The organism is Mycobacterium colombiense (genome assembly GCF_003284935.1).
Classification (GTDB): Bacteria; Actinomycetota; Actinomycetes; order Mycobacteriales; family Mycobacteriaceae; genus Mycobacterium; species Mycobacterium arosiense_A.
In genome coordinates this window covers 45,645-62,254 of record NZ_QMEV01000027.1, presented here as the reverse complement: position 1 = coordinate 62,254, position 16,610 = coordinate 45,645, and the positions used below count along the sequence as shown (strand labels likewise).

The 16,610-nt window shown below is 69.8% G+C and carries 17 protein-coding genes; 7 read left to right on the top strand and 10 right to left on the bottom strand.

The features are described 5' to 3' along the window. Together DQP57_RS14360 and hemE are read right to left on the bottom strand one after the other, a co-directional pair. Positions 1 to 576, bottom strand: a 576-nt coding sequence (locus DQP57_RS14360; protein WP_114149385.1) for an FAD-dependent oxidoreductase, incomplete at its 3' end; no start/stop codon positions are given. After that, positions 573 to 1,622 (bottom strand): uroporphyrinogen decarboxylase, encoded by a 1,050-nt coding sequence (hemE, locus tag DQP57_RS14355; RefSeq protein WP_112633573.1) that lies wholly within the window; start codon positions 1,620 to 1,622, stop codon positions 573 to 575. The genes hemE and DQP57_RS14360, both read right to left, overlap by 4 nt. Before the next feature lie 89 nt (positions 1,623 to 1,711). Between hemE and DQP57_RS14350 the strand changes: the two genes are divergently transcribed. From DQP57_RS14350 to DQP57_RS14340, 3 genes are all read left to right on the top strand, one after another. Beyond that, entirely contained in the window at positions 1,712 to 2,521 is an 810-nt protein-coding gene (locus DQP57_RS14350; RefSeq protein WP_112633572.1) for an enoyl-CoA hydratase/isomerase family protein, read from the top strand. A gap of 121 nt (positions 2,522 to 2,642) precedes the next feature. Further along, positions 2,643 to 3,266 (top strand): DUF3000 domain-containing protein, encoded by a 624-nt coding sequence (locus DQP57_RS14345; RefSeq protein ID WP_112633581.1) that lies wholly within the window; start codon positions 2,643 to 2,645, stop codon positions 3,264 to 3,266. Position 3,267: 1 nt separating this feature from the next. After that, positions 3,268 to 4,572: an HRDC domain-containing protein gene (locus tag DQP57_RS14340; protein ID WP_112633571.1), complete on the top strand. Its 1,305-nt coding sequence runs from the start codon at positions 3,268 to 3,270 to the stop codon at positions 4,570 to 4,572. Here the strand turns inward: DQP57_RS14340 and dxs are convergent. The 4 genes from dxs to DQP57_RS14315 all read right to left on the bottom strand — a co-directional run bounded on the left by dxs (position 4,569) and on the right by DQP57_RS14315 (position 11,466). Further along, positions 4,569 to 6,494 carry a 1-deoxy-D-xylulose-5-phosphate synthase gene (dxs, locus tag DQP57_RS14335; protein WP_112633570.1) on the bottom strand — a complete coding sequence of 642 codons (1,926 nt, stop codon included), beginning with the start codon at positions 6,492 to 6,494 and terminating at the stop codon, positions 4,569 to 4,571. The genes DQP57_RS14340 and dxs overlap by 4 nt on opposite strands. A gap of 57 nt (positions 6,495 to 6,551) precedes the next feature. Then, a complete protein-coding gene (locus tag DQP57_RS14330; protein WP_240631758.1) occupies positions 6,552 to 8,015 on the bottom strand; it encodes a cation:proton antiporter in 1,464 nt (487 codons plus the stop codon). Between the two features lie 227 nt (positions 8,016 to 8,242). Continuing rightward, on the bottom strand, positions 8,243 to 9,430 hold the full coding sequence (locus DQP57_RS14320; protein ID WP_112633568.1) for a class I SAM-dependent RNA methyltransferase: 1,188 nt from the start codon (positions 9,428 to 9,430) through the stop codon (positions 8,243 to 8,245). Between the two features lie 41 nt (positions 9,431 to 9,471). Then, entirely contained in the window at positions 9,472 to 11,466 is a 1,995-nt protein-coding gene (locus DQP57_RS14315) for an APC family permease (RefSeq protein WP_112633579.1), read from the bottom strand. A gap of 117 nt (positions 11,467 to 11,583) precedes the next feature. Here DQP57_RS14315 and DQP57_RS14310 point away from each other — a divergent pair, with 117 nt between their 5' ends. Continuing rightward, positions 11,584 to 12,249 carry a potassium channel family protein gene (locus DQP57_RS14310; RefSeq protein WP_112633567.1) on the top strand — a complete coding sequence of 222 codons (666 nt, stop codon included), beginning with the start codon at positions 11,584 to 11,586 and terminating at the stop codon, positions 12,247 to 12,249. 37 nt (positions 12,250 to 12,286) lie between these two features. After that, positions 12,287 to 12,964 (top strand): potassium channel family protein, encoded by a 678-nt coding sequence (locus DQP57_RS14305; protein ID WP_112633566.1) that lies wholly within the window; start codon positions 12,287 to 12,289, stop codon positions 12,962 to 12,964. On the opposite strand, the gene DQP57_RS14300 is transcribed toward DQP57_RS14305, so the two are convergent. Together DQP57_RS14300 and DQP57_RS14295 are read right to left on the bottom strand one after the other, a co-directional pair. Beyond that, a complete protein-coding gene (locus tag DQP57_RS14300; protein WP_112633565.1) occupies positions 12,965 to 13,621 on the bottom strand; it encodes a DUF3159 domain-containing protein in 657 nt (218 codons plus the stop codon). A gap of 53 nt (positions 13,622 to 13,674) precedes the next feature. Next, on the bottom strand, positions 13,675 to 14,043 hold the full coding sequence (locus DQP57_RS14295; protein ID WP_112633564.1) for an OB-fold nucleic acid binding domain-containing protein: 369 nt from the start codon (positions 14,041 to 14,043) through the stop codon (positions 13,675 to 13,677). A gap of 137 nt (positions 14,044 to 14,180) precedes the next feature. Between DQP57_RS14295 and DQP57_RS14290 the strand changes: the two genes are divergently transcribed. After that, entirely contained in the window at positions 14,181 to 14,879 is a 699-nt protein-coding gene (locus DQP57_RS14290) for an alpha/beta hydrolase (protein ID WP_112633578.1), read from the top strand. Position 14,880: 1 nt separating this feature from the next. Here the strand turns inward: DQP57_RS14290 and DQP57_RS14285 are convergent, their stop codons facing one another. Both DQP57_RS14285 and dut read right to left on the bottom strand, forming a co-directional pair. Next, on the bottom strand, positions 14,881 to 15,636 hold the full coding sequence (locus DQP57_RS14285) for a DUF3710 domain-containing protein (protein ID WP_112633563.1): 756 nt from the start codon (positions 15,634 to 15,636) through the stop codon (positions 14,881 to 14,883). Further along, positions 15,633 to 16,097: a dUTP diphosphatase gene (dut, locus tag DQP57_RS14280; RefSeq protein ID WP_112633562.1), complete on the bottom strand. Its 465-nt coding sequence runs from the start codon at positions 16,095 to 16,097 to the stop codon at positions 15,633 to 15,635. Before dut ends, DQP57_RS14285 begins: the two co-directional genes overlap by 4 nt. A gap of 25 nt (positions 16,098 to 16,122) precedes the next feature. Here dut and DQP57_RS14275 point away from each other — a divergent pair, with 25 nt between their 5' ends. Further along, positions 16,123 to 16,608, top strand: a complete 486-nt coding sequence (locus DQP57_RS14275; protein WP_112633561.1) for a DUF3093 domain-containing protein — start codon at positions 16,123 to 16,125, stop codon at positions 16,606 to 16,608. Positions 16,609 to 16,610: the final 2 nt, after the last annotated feature.

Sequence of the window (16,610 nt, the reverse complement as noted above, 5' to 3'; positions counted from 1 at the left end):
CGCCCTCGCGTGGCTCGAGTGGGCGTTGCCCAAGCGCAGCCCGATGGTGGTCGCCGAGCCCGCATACACCCCGCTCAGCAGCGGATCCACCGAGCGGGCCACCACCTGCTCGCCGAATCGCTCCCCCACCAGGTCGGCGACCGCCGGGTCGCTGCCGGCCCGCCACCTCAGCGGTCGTCCGGGTTCGGCCTCGATGCGCGCCACCGTGGCGTCGTCGACGAGTCCCGCCACCGAGGCCGCCGACGATGGGATCCCGACGACCGTGGCCGCCGGCAGGGCACGCAACCCCTGGCCGCTGTAGATCAGTGGGCGTGCGCCGGTCGAAACACGCTGGCGCTCAGACAAATTCAGCTCCGCCAGCAGTGCGGGCAGCTCGGGGCGGCGCAGCACGAATGCCTCGGCACCCACATCCATCGGCAGCCCGCCGACCAGCTCGGTGCGCAGCACGCCGCCGAGCCGGTCACCGGGATCGAACAGCGTGATCGCCGCGCCGTCGCCGGCGGCCTGGCGGAGCCGATAGGCCGCCGTCAACCCCGAAATACCGCCCCCCACAACGCAATACGAGGGAGCACTCATAGGGAGTGGACCAGCGACACCAGGTCGGTCAGCACACCGGGATCGGTTTCGGGCAGCACGCCGTGGCCCAGGTTGAAGACGTGACCGGCGGCGCCGGCGTCGATCGCGCGCCGGCCGTCGTCCACCACGGCGCGCGCCGCGCGTTCCACCACCGGCCAGCCCGCCAGCACCACCACCGGATCGAGGTTGCCCTGCAGCGCCGTGCCAGGCTGCACGCGGGCGGCCGCATCGGGCAGCGAGGTGCGCCAGTCCACGCCCACCACGTTCGCGCCGACCGACGACATCGCGCCCAGCAGTTCGGCGGTGCCGACGCCGAAGTGGGTCATCGGCACACCGTGGTCGGCCAGGGCGGCGAAAACCCGGGCGCTGTGCGGCTGCACGTAGGTGCGGTAGTTCGCCAGGGACAGCGCCCCGGCCCACGAGTCGAACACCTGAATGGCGTCCACCCCGGCCTCCAGCTGCACCCGCAAGAAGCCGACCGTGATGTCGGTCAGCTTCTCCATCAGCGCGTGCCAGGTGTCCGGCTCGGCCAGCATCATCGCCTTGGTGCGGGCATGGTGACGGCTCGGGCCGCCCTCGATCAGGTACGACGCCAAGGTGAACGGCGCACCCGCGAAGCCGATCAGCGGAACCTCACCGAGCGCTGACACCAGCAGCGACACCGCGTCGGACACCGGCGCAACCCGTTGCCGGTCAAGGGGTTTGATGGCCTCGACCTGCGTGGCGGTGCGCACCGGCGACTCGATCACCGGCCCGACCCCGGCGACGATGTCCAGGTCGATGCCCGCACCGAGCAGCGGCACCACGATGTCGGAGAACAAGATCGCCGCGTCGACGTCGTGGCGGCGCACCGGCTGCAGGGTGATCTCGCAGACCAGCTCGGCGTCGAAGCAGGCCGACAGCATGTCGGTCTGGGCCCGCAGCGCCCGGTATTCGGGCAGCGAGCGACCGGCCTGGCGCATGAACCACACCGGCACCCGGTTGGGTTTGCGACCGCTCACGGCCGCCAGATACGGCGACTCGGGAAGGTCGCGGCGAGTACTCATCAGCCTCAATGCTGCCATGACCACCAGAACACCGAATCCCGCTGCGTACTATCGACCACCGCAACCGTTTGAACGTCAGGAGCTCGGTGATGCCCGTCAGTAAGCCCCCAGCGAGTTACGACGAGTTTCCCAGCCTGCGCCGCGAGCTCGGGGACAACGGGGTGCTGACGCTGGTGCTCGACTCCCCCGGCCTGAACTCGGTCGGCCCGCAGATGCACCGCGACCTCGCCGACATCTGGCCGGTGATCGACCGGGATCCGGCGGTGCGCGCCGTCCTGGTCCGCGGCGAAGGCAAAGCCTTCTCCTCCGGCGGCAGCTTCGACCTGATCGACGAGACGATCAACGACTACGAGGGCCGGATCCGCATCATGCGCGAGGCCCGCGACCTGGTGCACAACCTGATCAACTGCGACACCCCCGTCGTGTCGGCGATCCGGGGGCCGGCGGTGGGCGCGGGTCTGGTGGTGGCCCTGCTCGCCGACATCTCGGTGGCGGGCCGGACCGCGAAGCTGATCGACGGGCACACCAAGCTCGGCGTGGCGGCCGGCGACCACGCCGCGATCTGCTGGCCGCTGCTGGTCGGCATGGCCAAGGCCAAGTACTACCTGCTGACCTGCGAGACCCTGCTGGGTGAGGAAGCCGAGCGGATCGGGCTGGTCTCGACCTGCGTCGACGACGACGACGTGCTGTCCACCGCCACCCGGATCGCCGAGAACCTGGCGCAGGGCGCGCAGAACGCGATCCGGTGGACCAAGCGCAGCCTCAACCACTGGTACCGCATGATGGGCCCCACCTTCGAGACCTCGGTGGGCCTGGAATTTCTCAGTTTCAGCGGCCCCGACGTGCAGGAAGGCCTGGCGGCCCACCGCGAGAAACGCCAGGCGCGTTTTATCCGGTGACCTGCACATATAGCTTTGGTGGAGCCCTGGTAACGGCTTGGTCGCGGCGGGTTTGAAACGCGGCGCGCCTGTCGCGGCGTGTCGGGCTGTGGGTCTACCGTCGATCCCTGTGACCCGTGCCGTGACGACGCAGAACGGTCGGGATGGACAGGAGCGGCGCCAAGTGACCTCATCCGAACCGGCCCCCTTCCGCGAGGCGGTAGCGGCGATGAACGCCGTCGTCGTGCGGCCGGAGATCGAGTTGGGTCCCATCCGGCCGCCGCAACGCTTGGCTCCCCACAGCTACGCCCTGGGCGCCGAGGTCAAACATCCCGACCGCGACATCATTCCGGAACGGTCCGAGGGCGACGCCTTCGGACGGTTGATCCTGCTGTACGACCCAGAAGGGGCCGACGCGTGGGACGGCACCATCCGCATGGTCGCCTACATCCAGGCCGACCTCGACCCCAGCGAGGCGGTTGACCCGCTGCTGCCCGAAGTAGCGTGGAGCTGGCTAGTCGAGGCACTGGAGTCACGTATGGAACAAGTCGTCGCCCTGGGCGGCACCGTCACCGCCACCACATCGGTGCGCTACGGAGACATTTCCGGGCCGCCGCGCGCCCACCAGCTCGAGCTGCGCGCGTCGTGGACCGCGACCTCACCCGAGGTCGGCGGCCATGTCGAGGCGTTCTGCGAGGTGCTGGAGCACGCCGCGGGCCTACCACCCGCTGGAGTCACCGACCTGAGCTCACGGTCACGCGCCTAGCATGGGCGAACCGGCGGCCGACGGGCCGGGCAGCAACGCGCCCGGTGACGCGGGCACCGAACCCGCGCCCAGCCCGCTGCCGCACCCGTCCGAAGGCGTCCCGCCGATCTCGGTGAGCGTCCGCGACATCGAGAACGCCGCGCAGCGGCTGGATCGCGGCCACGGGCCCTTCGCGGTGGACGCCGAGCGGGCGTCGGGTTTCCGCTACTCCAACCGGGCCTACCTGATCCAGATCCGGCGGGCCGGCTCCGGCACGGTGCTCATCGATCCGGTGAGCCACGGCGCCGACCCGCTGCAGGCCCTGCGGCCGGTGGCCGAGGTGTTGGGCACCGACGAATGGATCCTGCACTCCGCCGATCAGGACCTGCCGTGCCTGGCGGAGGTGGGCATGCGGCCGCCGGCGCTGTACGACACCGAACTGGCGGGGCGGCTGGCGGGATTCGAGCGGGTGAACCTGGCCACCATGGTCGAGCGGCTGCTGGGCTTCGGGCTGGCCAAGGGCCACGGCGCGGCCGACTGGTCCAAACGCCCGCTGCCCGCCGAATGGCTCAACTACGCCGCGCTGGATGTGGAGCTGCTCATCGAGCTGCGCGCGGCGATCGCCGACGTGCTGGCCGAGCAGGGCAAAAGTGATTGGGCCGCACAGGAATTCGACTATCTGCGGGACACGGGTTCGAAAGATCCGGGCGCCGCGGTGCGCCCGGACCGGTGGCGGCGGACGTCGGGCATCCATCGGGTGCGCGATCAGCGGGCCCTGGCCGCGGTGCGTGAATTGTGGTTGACGCGCGACCGGATCGCGCAGCGCCGCGACATCGCGCCGCGCCGCATCCTGCCCGACTCGGCCATCATCGACGCCGCACTGGCCAACCCGACGACGGTCGAGGAACTGGTCGCGTTGCCCGTGTTCGGGGGGCGCAATCAGCGGCGCAGCGCCGCGACGTGGCTGGCGGCGCTGGACGAGGCCCGGCGGACCAAGAACCCGCCCGCCGACAGCGAACCGTCCAACGGCCCGCCACCGACGGCGCGGTGGAGCAGGCGCAAACCGGAGGCCGCCGCCCGGCTGGAGGCCGCGCGTTCGGCGCTGTCCGAGGTCTCCGAGCGGGTGCACGTCCCCACCGAGAACCTGGTGTCACCGGACCTGGTGCGACGGCTGTGCTGGGACTGGACGCCCGCCCCCGATCCGCTCGATGCCGTCGAGAATTTCCTGCGCGCCGGCCAGGCCCGGCCGTGGCAGCGGGAATTGGTGGACCCGCCGCTGGCCCGGGCGCTGCAGGCGCCGCCGACGGAATCCGAGGCCGCTGACTAGTCGAGGTGCTCGCGGATCTCCGCCTCGGCGACGCCGCTGCCCAGCGCGGCGACCCAGCCGGTGATGCGGCGGGCGACGTCCTGGTCGGTGAGCGCCAGATCCGACAGCAGCTCGCCGCGGGAGGCCTGTTCGTAAAACCGCTGCGGCAGTCCGACGTCGCGGCAGGGAACGTCGATCTCGGCGGCGCGCAGGGCGGCCGACACCGCCGAGCCGACCCCCCCGTTGACCCCGTTGTCCTCACACGTGACGACGAGTTTGTGCTGCTCCGCGAGCTCCAGGATGCTCGGGGACACCGGCAGCACCCAGCGCGGGTCGATGACCGTGACGCCGATCCCCTGGTCCTGTAGCCGCTTGGCCACCGCCAGCGCCATCGACGCGAACGCGCCGACGCCGATCAGCAGCACGTCGTGGTTGCAACCGCCGGCCGGGACCGCGAGCACGTCGACGCCCGAGGTGCCGGATCCTCGACGTTCGATCGCCGGGATGTCCTCGCCCACATCGCCTTTCGGGAAGCGCAGCGCCGTGGGGCCGTCGTCGACGTCGAGCGCCTCACCGAGCTCCTCGCGCAGCCGGGTGGCGTCGCGCGGTGCTGCCACCCGCATGCCGGGCACGATCCCCAGCATCGACAGGTCCCACATGCCGTTGTGGCTGGCGCCGTCCGAGCCGGTGATGCCGGCCCGGTCGAGCACCATGGTGACGGGCAGCCGATGCAGCGCCACGTCCATCATGATCTGGTCGAAGGCCCGGTTGAGGAACGTCGAATAGATGGCCACCACCGGGTGCATGCCGCCCATCGCCAGCCCCGCCGCCGACGTCATCGCGTGCTGCTCGGCGATGCCGACGTCGAACAGACGGTCCGGGAACTGCTGCCCGAACGGCGTCAGCCCGGTCGGCCCGGGCATGGCCGCGGTGATCGCCACGATGTCGCGGCGCTTGCGGGCGTAGCCGATGAGCGCGTCGGAGAACGTCGCGGTCCAGCCGGGGCCGGCGATCTTGGTCGCCTGGCCGGTCACCGGGTCGATGACGCCGCAGGAGTGCATCTGCTCGGCTTCGTCGTCCTCGGCCGGGGCGAAGCCCATCCCCTTGCGGGTGACGACGTGCACGATCACCGGGCGGCCGAAGCCGCGGGCGTGCCGCAGCGCGGCCTCGACCGCGCGCTCATCGTGGCCGTCGACCGGGCCCACGTACTTCAGCCCCAGGTCGGTGAACAGCAGCTGCGGCGACAGCGAGTCCTTGATGCCGGCCTTGACGCTGTGCATCACGCGGTAGGCCAGCTTGCCGACCAGTGGCAGCGCGCGCAGCGCGTCGCGGCCCTTCTCCAGCGCCTGCTCGTAGGCCGGCTGCAGCCGCAGCGAGGCGAGATGGTCGGCGACACCGCCGATCGTCGGGGCGTAGCTGCGGCCGTTGTCGTTGACGACGATGATGACCGGCCGGCCGGAGGCGGCGATGTTGTTCAACGCCTCCCAGCACATGCCCCCGGTGAGCGCGCCGTCGCCGATCACCGCGACCACGTGCCGGTTGCGGTGCCCGCTCAGCTCGAAGGCCTTGGCCAGGCCGTCGGCGTAGGACAACGACGCACTGGCATGGCTGGACTCGACCCAGTCGTGTTCGCTCTCGGCGCGCGACGGATATCCGGACAGCCCGCCCTTCTTGCGCAGGCTTTCGAACTCGTGGGAGCGCCCCGTCAGCATCTTGTGCACGTAGGCCTGATGGCCGGTGTCGAAGATGATCGGATCGTGGGGTGAGTCGAACACCCGGTGCAGGGCGAGCGTCAGCTCGACCACGCCCAGATTGGGCCCGAGGTGTCCCCCGGTGGCAGCGACCTTGTGTATCAGGAACTCGCGAATCTCGGTGGCCAGATCGCGAAGCTGATGCGCAGAAAGGTGCTGCAGATCAGCGGGCCCGCGGATCTGTTCCAGCATCCAGTCAGTCTACGCAGCGGCCGCCGAATGGCACGGCCGCAGACGGAGTCGCCCGGCCTACGAGGGCTCAAAAAGTTCGGCAAGGGCGCCACGAAGTTCGGGATCCGCCAGGATGACGACCTCGTCGGCGGCCTGAAGTTCGGTGTCGCCGCGCACCGGGACCAGGCCGGTGGTGCGGACGACGATGCTCACCCAGATGTCGCCGACGCGATCACTGAGCCCCTCGACGGTGCACCCCTCGGCCTCGGACCCCTTGGCGACGCTGAAGCGATGGACCCCGTGCGGTTCGTCCGCTAGGCGGACACCTATCTGCCACGGTTGGGTCTCGACGGTGCGCATCGGCAGGTGCAGCAGCTTCGCGACGCCGGGCACCGAGCTGCCCTGCACCAGAACCGAGAAGATCACGACGACGACCACGATGCCGTACAGACGTTCGGCGTTGGGGAGATGCGCGGCGCGCAGCAGCTCGCCGAGCAAGATGGGCACGGCCCCTTTAAGGCCAGAGAACAGTATGAAGACGCGTTCGTTTCGCTTGAGCTGGACGCCGACCAGACAGGCGCCCACCGCCAGCGGGCGAATCAGCGCGGTCAGGGTCACTCCGAGGACGAGCCCGGGAATCCAGACGTCGGGGTGGGTGAGCACGTCCAGGTCGACAGTCAGACCCAGCACGACGAACGCGACGATTTCGGCGAGACCGGCCAGGGCGGCGTGAAACCGCTTGATTTCCGGCTTGTACGGCGCGTGAGCATCGCCGATCACGATTCCGGCGACGAACACCGCCAGAAATCCCGAGCCGTGGGCAAGCGTGGCGATGCCGTACAGCATCAGGCAGGAGGCCAGCGTCCGCAGCGGATAGAGGCCTTCGCTCGGCAGCGCCACGCGGCGCATGAAGACGAGGAGCGCGCGGCCGCCGATCACCCCGACCGCCAGACCGATCGCCATTTGCAGAACGAATTGCCCTCCCACGCTGGCGAATCCGGCGGCGGTGAGCCCACCGGCGGCGATCAGGCTGGACATCAACGAGATGCCGACCGGGTCATTGGCGCCGGACTCGCCCTCCAGGATGGTGCTACTGCGGCCCCTGATCTCGCGTTTGCCCAAGACGGAGAAGACGACGGCCGGATCGGTGGGCGCCACCGCGGTCGCGACGAGCACCGCGGGGAACCAGCTGATTCCGCACGCGTAGTGCAGCATCAGCGCGGCGCCGGCGGCGGTGAGGGCGGTGCCCGCGACGCCGACCGACAGAATCGGGGCGATCGCCGCGCGGAAACGGCGGGGCCCGATGTGCATTCCGCCGTCGAACAACACCAGCACTAGCGCGATGGTGATGACCCGCTCCACCACCCGCTCGGACGGCGGCTGCACCACGGGCACGGCGTGCACCGCCACCGCCGTTCCGACCAGCACCAGCAGCGGCACTGGGATTTTGAATCGCTCGGTGAGGCGGTTCGCCAGCACCGCAACCAAACCGACGGCGCTGGAGAACAGGACCATCAGCGCATAACGGAGGCTCTCGTTCACGATGGCAGCAATCGGATGCCGGCGACCACGCGCGGCGCACGCGGTCGACATGCCTCGACCGTCCCGGCCCGTTCGTTGATAACTAGCACGCGCACCTTTCGATCGGTCGACAACGACATCGCCGACCAGACTTCCCGGCACACCGCGACGCAGTCTAGCCGGTCGTGAGATTCACCGGCGCGGAACTGCATTGACAGAGGGCATGGGCCGTTGTCGCCGAACAGTTCCTACCGCGTCAGCAGCGCCACGCATTCGCTGTGATGGGTCAGCGGGAAGGCGTCGAACACCCTGATCTTCTCGACGGTGTACCCGTGCTTGCGGTAGATCCCGATGTCGCGCGCGAAAGATGCTGCCTCGCAACCGATGTGCACGATGCGAGGGACGGCCGCGGCCGCGAGCAGATCGATGACCTCGCGCCCGGCTCCCGCCCGCGGCGGATCCAGTACCGCCACATCCGCTCTCGAGGCGCGCCCGCGCTGCGCGGCCAGCGCGCGACGCACCGAGTCGGTGACGATGTGCACCTGGGGCAGGTCGGTCAGGGCGGCCCGCGCGGCGCGGGTCGACCCGCGGGAGGTGTCGACGCTGAGCACCCGTCCGGAGCGCCCGACCGCCTCGCCGAGCACCGCGGCGAAAACGCCTGCGCCGCCGTACAAATCCCACGCGCGCATCCCGGCGCCGGGCTGCGCCCAGTCGGCGACCAGATCGCTGTAGACGCCCGCGGCGTCGCGGTGCGCCTGCCAGAACGCGGTCACCGGCACCTGCCAGCTACGCCCCGCCACCCGCTGCACCGCCTCGTAGCGTCCCTGGACCACCTTGGTCTCCGTGTGCCTGCCCTGCCGCAGCGTGCGCACGACGTGACGCACGCCGTCGTCGTCGACGGCCACGTGCAGTTGGGCCGTCGGGGGCCACTCGATGTCGTCGATCCCGTCGAGCATGCCGGGCGGCAGCTGCGCACAGCGCAAGTCGGTCACCAAGTCCTCGCTGTGATAGCGGTGAAAGCCCGGCCGGCGGTCGGGGCCGACATCGAGCCGGACGCGGGTGCGCCACCCCGTCGGCGCGGAGTCCGCCAGCGGCTCGGCCTCACCGCTCCAGCGATGCCCCCCTAGGCGCTCGAGCTGATTGGCCACCACTTCGGCCTTGAGCGCGCGGGCCACCTCCGGGCCGGCGAAGGCCAGGTCGCAACAACCGGCGCCGCCCACCCCCGCGATCGGGCACAGCGACGCGGTGCGCCCGGACGCCGGCTCGATGACCTCGAGAACCTCTGCGTGCCAATAGGATCCGCGATCCGCGGTAACCCGGACGCGGACCCGCTCGCCGGGCAGTGCGTACCGGACGAACACCACGCGGCCTTCGTGGTGCGCGACGCAGCTGCCCCCGTTGGCCGGCGCACCGGTGGTCAGCGTCAGCTCCCCCACCGGGGGCGCCGACGCGCGGGGCGCGCGTGTCGATTCGCGGGTCAATCGAAGATTCCCCGACGTGCGTCACCCGGCGCCACGTGCGGCTGCAAGGTCTTGCGCCGTTCGGACGAACTCAATTGCCACGGAACCGAAGTCACCATGACGCCCGGCATGAACAGCAGCCGCCCCTTGAGCCGAAGAGCGCTCTGGTTATGCAACACCTGCTCCCACCAGTGACCCACCACGTACTCCGGGATGAACACCGTCACCACGGTGCGCGGCGACTCTTCCCGGGCCCGCTTGACGTATTCCAGGACGGGACGGGTGACTTCGCGATACGGCGAGGCGATGACCTTGAGCGGCACGCTGATATCGCTTTCTTCCCACTTGTGCACCAGCTCGCGGGTCTCCGCATCGTCGACGCTGACCGTCACCGCCTCGAGAACGTCGGGGCGGGTGGCCCTGGCGTAGGCCAGCGCACGCAAAGTCGGCAGGTGCAATTTGGACACCAGCACCACGGCGTGATTGCGGCTCGGCAACACCACGTCGTCCTGGGCGGCGGCCTGCTCGGCCAATTCGCGGTTCACGGTGTTGTAGTGCCGGTGAATCATTTTCATGATGCCGAACAGCAGGCTCATCGCGAACAGGGCGATCCACGCGCCGGCGGCGAACTTGGTCACCAGCACCACCAGCAGCACCGCCCCGGTGGACAGCAACCCGACCGTGTTGACCACCCGCGAGCGCATCATCTTGCGCCGCGCCCGCGGATCGGTCTCGGTGCGCAGCAACCGGCTCCAGTGCCGGACCATGCCGATCTGGCTCAGCGTGAACGAGATGAACACGCCGACGATGTACAGCTGGATCAGCGCGGTGACCTCACCGCGGAACGCGATGATCGCCAGCAGCGCCGCCCCGGACAGAAACAGGATGCCGTTGGAGAACGCCAATCGGTCTCCGCGGGTGTGCAATTGGCGCGGCAGGTAACTGTGCTGCGCCAGGATCGAGCCGAGCACCGGGAATCCGTTGAAGGCGGTGTTGGCGGCCAGCACCAGGATGAGGGCGGTCACCGTGGCGATCAGCAGGAACCCGATGTGGAAGCTGCCGAACACCGCCTGCGCCAGCTGGGTGACCAAGGTCTTCTGGTAGTAGTTCGGGGGCGCGCCGGTGAGCTGCCGCGCGGGATCCTCGACGAGCTTGACCCCGATCTTCTCGGCCAGCACGATGATGCCCATCAGCAGGGTGACCGCGATGCCGCCGAGCATCAGCAGCGTCGTCGCGGCGTTGCGCGACTTGGGTTTCTGAAACGCCGGCACCCCGTTGCTGATCGCCTCGACGCCGGTCAGCGCCGCACAACCCGACGAAAACGACCGCGCCACTAAAAACGCCAACGCGAAACCCACGACCTGGCCGTGCTCGGCATGCATCTGGAAACCGGCGGATTCGGCCCGCAGCGGATTGCCCAGCACGAAGATCCGGAACAGCCCCCAGCCGATCATCACCAGGACACCGACGATGAACGCGTACGTCGGGATGGCGAACGCCAACCCGGACTCGCGCACGCCGCGCAGGTTCAGCGCCATCACGAGCAGGATGGCCACCACGCAGAAGAACACCTTGTGCTGGGCCACGATCGGGATCGCCGAGCCGATGTTCGCCATCGCCGACGCCGTCGAGACCGCAACGGTGAGAACGTAATCCACCATCAGCGCGCTGGCGACGACGAGGCCGGCGGTGTCGCCGAGGTTGGTGGTGACCACCTCGTAGTCGCCGCCGCCGGACGGGTAGGCGTGGACGTTCTGGCGGTAGCTGGCCACCACCACCAGCATCACGGCGGCCACCGCAAGCCCGATCCACGGTGTCAGCGCGTACGCCGTCACCCCGGCCACCGAGAGCATCAGGAAGACCTCCTCGGGCGCGTACGCCACCGAGGACAGCGCGTCGGAGGCGAACACCGGCAAGGCGATCCGCTTGGGCAGCAGGGTGTGACTCAGCCGGTCGCTGCGAAACGGCCGACCGATAAGCAACCGACGGGTGGCGGTTGAAAGTTTGGACACGAGAGCCAAGAGTAAGCCCAGACGGGTTTGGCGGTAGCGTTCGTAGGAGAATGTTCGCCGACCGAAACGGCTGGCCGACGTGGGTTGCCAGTTGACGCGGGCCGAGAGGACCTCAAGTTGCGAGTAGTGGTGATGGGCTGCGGCCGGGTCGGTTCCTCGGTCGCCGACGGGCTCTCCCGCATCGGTCACGACGTCGCGGTCATCGACCGGGACAGCACCGCCTTCAACCGACTCAGCCCCGAATACGCCGGCGAGCGGGTGCTGGGACAGGGATTCGACCGAGACGTGCTGCTGAGGGCCCGCATCGACGAGGCCGACGCGTTCGCCGCGGTCTCGTCCGGCGACAACTCCAACATCATCTCGGCCCGGCTCGCGCGGGAGACCTTCGGCGTGAAGCGAGTCGTGGCCCGCATCTACGACGCCAAGCGCGCCGAGGTGTACGAGCGGCTGGGCATTCCCACCATCGCGACCGTGCCCTGGACCACCGACCGCCTGCTCAACGCGTTGCTGCGCGAATCGGAGACGGCCAAGTGGCGCGACCCGACCGGGACGGTCGCGGTGTCCGAGGTCGTCTTGCACGAGGACTGGATCGGGCATCGGGTCACCGACCTGGAGCAGGCCACCGGCGCCCGGGTCGCGTTCCTCATCCGCTTCGGGGCGGGCGTGCTGCCGGAGCCCAAATCGGTGATCCAGGCCGGCGACCAGGTGTATGTGGCCGCGATCTCCGGCCGCGCCGCCGAGGCGGTGGCCATCGCCGCGCTACCCCCGAGCGAAGACCTGTGATGAATTCGAGCGACTACCTGATTGAGGAGCGGCGCCGATGAAAGTAGCTGTCGCCGGCGCCGGCGCGGTGGGGCGCTCGGTCACCCGGGAACTCATCGGCAACGGCCACGACGTGACGTTGATCGAACGCAACCCCGATCACGTCGACGTCGACGCCATCCCGGCCGCGCACTGGCGGCTGGGCGACGCATGCGAACTGAGCCTGCTGGAGTCGGTGCACCTGCAGGAGTTCGACGTGGTGGTAGCCGCGACCGGCGATGACAAGGCCAACGTCGTGCTGAGCCTGCTGGCCAAAACGGAGTTCGCGGTCCCGCGGGTGGTGGCCCGGGTCAACGATCCCCGCAACGAATGGCTGTTCACCGACGCCTGGGGAGTCGACGTGGCGGTATCGACGCCGCGCATGCTGGCGTCGCTCATTGAAGAGGCGGTCGCCGTCGGAGATCTGGTGCGGCTGATGGAATTCCGCAAGGGCCAGGCCAACCTCGTGGAGATCACCCTGCCCGATGACACCCCGTGGGGCGGCAAGCCGGTGCGCAAGCTGCAGCTGCCGCGCAACACCTCGCTGGTGACGATCCTGCGCGGCCCGCGCGTGATCGTGCCCGAGGAGGACGAGCCACTGGAGGGCGGCGACGAACTCCTGTTCGTCGCCGTCGCCGAGGCGGAAAAGGACCTGCAGAAGATGCTGCTGGGCAGCTACAGCCCGGGCGGCGACTGATCAGTCGGTGACGGCGCCGGGCTCCAGTTCGACCGCGGGGGCGTCGGCGGCGGCGATGGCGCGCTGCGCCGACTTGATCGCCGCGTAGGTGGCCAGCGCGGCCAGGGCGGTCAGCGGCCAGCCCATCCCGATCCGGGCCGCCGCGAGCCAACCGGTCCGGTCGGCATCGTACAGCAGGCCCTGCACCACGAACCGGGCGGCGAACACCAGCACCCAACCCAGCGACGCTATGTCGAAGGCGTAGACGGCCCGCGGCACCTCGCGCCAGCGGTCGCCGCGCCCGGTGGCCCAGCTCCACCCGTAACCCACCAGGGGCCGGCGGATCAGCACAGACGCCGCGACGACCACCGCCCACACCAGCGACATCCAGATGCCCAGCAAGAAGTAGCCCTTGGACTCGCCCAACACGTAGGCGATCAGCGCGCACAGCGCGACGCCGAAGAAGCCCGAGAAGGCCGGCTGCGGGGAGTCGCGACGGATGAGCCGCCACACCAGGATCAGCGCGGCCACCGCCAGCGCGGCCACGATCGCGGGAACCAATCCCGACACGCTCGAGGCGATGACGAAGACCACCACCGGAAGAGACGAATAGATGACACCGCTGACACCGCCTGCCTGTGCCAGCAGGCGTTCCGGGCTGATGCGGTTGGTGCTCATGTGTTCCGACGCGCCCGACTCCGGCGGGGTTGCCCCCGGATCTTCGGGGTCAGTCACCGCTGAATTTCGTAGTGCGGGTTGTAGATCGCCTTGCCACCGTTCTCCAGCTTGCCGAGGCGTCCACGCACCCGCAGGGTGCGGCCCGAGTCGATGCCCGGGATGCGGCGCTGACCCAGCCACACGAGCGTGACGGTGTCGCTGCCGTCGAACAATTCGGCGCGCACCCCGCCGGAGCAGGCCCTGCCATTGCACTCGACGCTTCGCAGCGTCCCCACCATCGTGACCTCCTGGCCCCGCTGGCAATCAATCGCGCGTTGCGCGCCGGTGCTTGCGACCTCGTCGGAGAGTTCCTCCGAATCGAGTTGCTCCGGATCCTCCGTCAACCGACGGGTGAGCCGGCGCAGATACCCTTGGGCCCCCATGGCCACTCCTGACAATGCTGATAAGCCTCGACGCTTCCATTTATGCCAACGGACACCGTAGACCTCTTGGTTCCCCAGCGCCAACCGACTCAAACCTCGTGTTGGAGGGCGCGGGAACGGCGGGGCACTATCTAGAGGTGGTGGTCGATCTGCGCGGTGTCACGACGGTGTTGTTGCCCGGAACCGGCTCCGACGACGACTACGTCCACCGGGCATTTTCGGGCCCGTTATCCGAGGTCGGGGCGGTGCTGGTGACCCCGCCGCCGCGGCCCGACCGCTTGATCGAGGGCTATCTGGCGGCGTTGGACGGCGCGGCTCGGCGCGGGCCGATCGCCGTGGGCGGGGTGTCGATCGGCGCCGCGGTGGCGGCCGCCTGGGCGCTGGCCCACCCCGACCGCACGGTCGCGGTGCTGGCCGCACTGCCGGCCTGGGCGGGCGCGCCCGGGTCAGCGCCCGCGGCCCTTGCGGCGCGGTATTCGGCGTCCCAGTTGCGCGCCGACGGGTTGGCGGCGACCACCACCCAGATGCGAGCGTCCAGCCCGCCGTGGCTCGCCGCGGAGCTGACCCGGTCGTGGGGCGCGCAGTGGCCGCACCTGCCCGACGCCATGGAAGAGGCGGCCGCCTACGTCGCGCCGAGCTGCGACGAGCTGGCCGTGCTGGCCGCGCCGCTGGGGGTGGCGTCCGCGGTCGACGACCCGATTCATCCGTTGCAGGCCGGGATCGACTGGGTCGACGCGGCGCCCCGCGCCGCCCTGCGGACGGTGACCCTCGATCAGATCGGGGCGGATCCCGCCGCCCTGGGAGCGGCCTGCCTGAGGGCGCTGGCCGACCTGTAGCTCAACCGCCGGTGGTGGTGCGCAGCTGTTGCATGGCCGACCCGTCGACGCTGCGGCGCGCGGCCGGCTCGTTGGCCGGTGTCTGCTGCTGCCCCTCGGCCTGCTGGGCGGCCTGCTGCGCGGCGGCGGCTTCGCGCAGCTGCTGGGCCATCGGCTCGGGCAGCTGCACGGCCAGCGGCGTGCGCACCGGAAGCGGGGTGTCACCGCGCCGAACCACGGTGTCCGCCAAGGCCGCTCGCGCCTCCTGCTCTAGGGCTTCCATCGTCTCGTGCGGGCCGTTGATGACGCAGCGGATCATCCAGCGATAGCCGTCGACGCCGATGAAACGCACGACGCCGGTGGCGGTGCCCACCACCTCGCGACCCCACGGACCATCCTTGATGCTCACCTGGGCCGAGTCGTTGCGCAGCGATTCGGCGAGCTCGCTGGCCACCTCGCGCCACAGGCCGGCGGTCTTGGGCGCGGCGTAGGCGGCGATGGTGAACCGGCCGTTGGGCGTGACGACCCAGACCGCGCTCGGCACACCGGTTTCGGTCAGCTCGACCTGCAGCTGCCCGGCCTCGGGCATAGGAATCAGCACCGAGCCCAGGTCGAGGCGGGCCAGCTCCGCGACCGCCGGGTCGTCGAAGTCCTCGATGTCGAACGGTCCCTCGAGCTCCTCGGGGCCCGGCTCGTCGGCCGCGACCGCGTCGGCCGCCGGGATGTCGGCGCTCGAGGCGTCGTCGTCTTTGGGTGTGCGCTTACCGAATGCCATCACAAACTCGCATGTCCGCCGGAGGAACCGTGACCACCATCGCCACGGGATGTTTCGGCCAGCCCGGCCTCGTCGAACGACGACACCTCGACCAACTCCATTAATTCGACTCGCTGCACCAACAACTGGGCGATGCGATCGCCGCGGTGCACCACGATCGGCTCGGTCGGATCCAGGTTGATCAGCGCAACCTTGATCTCGCCGCGATAGCCCGCGTCGATCGTACCCGGGCTGTTGACGATCGAAAGTCCCACTCGCGCAGCCAATCCCGACCTCGGATGCACCAAGCCGACCATGCCGAACGGGATGGCGACCGCGACCCCCGTTCGCACGAGGGCGCGGCGGCCCGGCTCGAGTTTGACGTCTTCGGCGCTGTAGAGATCGATCCCGGCGTCGCCCTCGTGGGCGCGGCTGGGCAGCGGAAGCTCGGGGTCAAGGCGGACGATGGCCAGACTGGTCGACACGGGGGCACAGACTACCCTTGACTGCGTGTCCGATACGCGCGTCGCGCCGCACAACGTGCGGTATCGCGAACGATTGTGGGTCCCGTGGTGGTGGTGGCCACCGGCCTTCGCGCTGGCGGGCATCATCGCGTTCGAGTTCAACATGGGCGTCACCCGCCAGTCGGCCTGGTGGCCGTACGCGGCGCTCTTCGCGGTGGCGGCCGTAGCGCTGTTGTGGCTGGGCCGCATCGAAATCCGGGTCACCGCCGACCCGGCCGCGCCCGGCGAAGTGCAGCTGTGGGCCGGCCAGGCGCACCTGCCGGTCACGGTGATCGCCCGGTCCGCGCAGATAGTGCCCTCGGCGAAGTCCGCGGCGCTGGGCCGCCAGCTCGACCCGGCCGCCTACGTCCTCCACAGGGCATGGGTGGGGCCGATGCTCCTGGCCGTACTGGACGACCCGGACGATCCGACGCCGTACTGGCTGGTGAGCTGCCGTCACCCCGAGCGGGTGCTGTCGGCCCTGACACGGTAAGA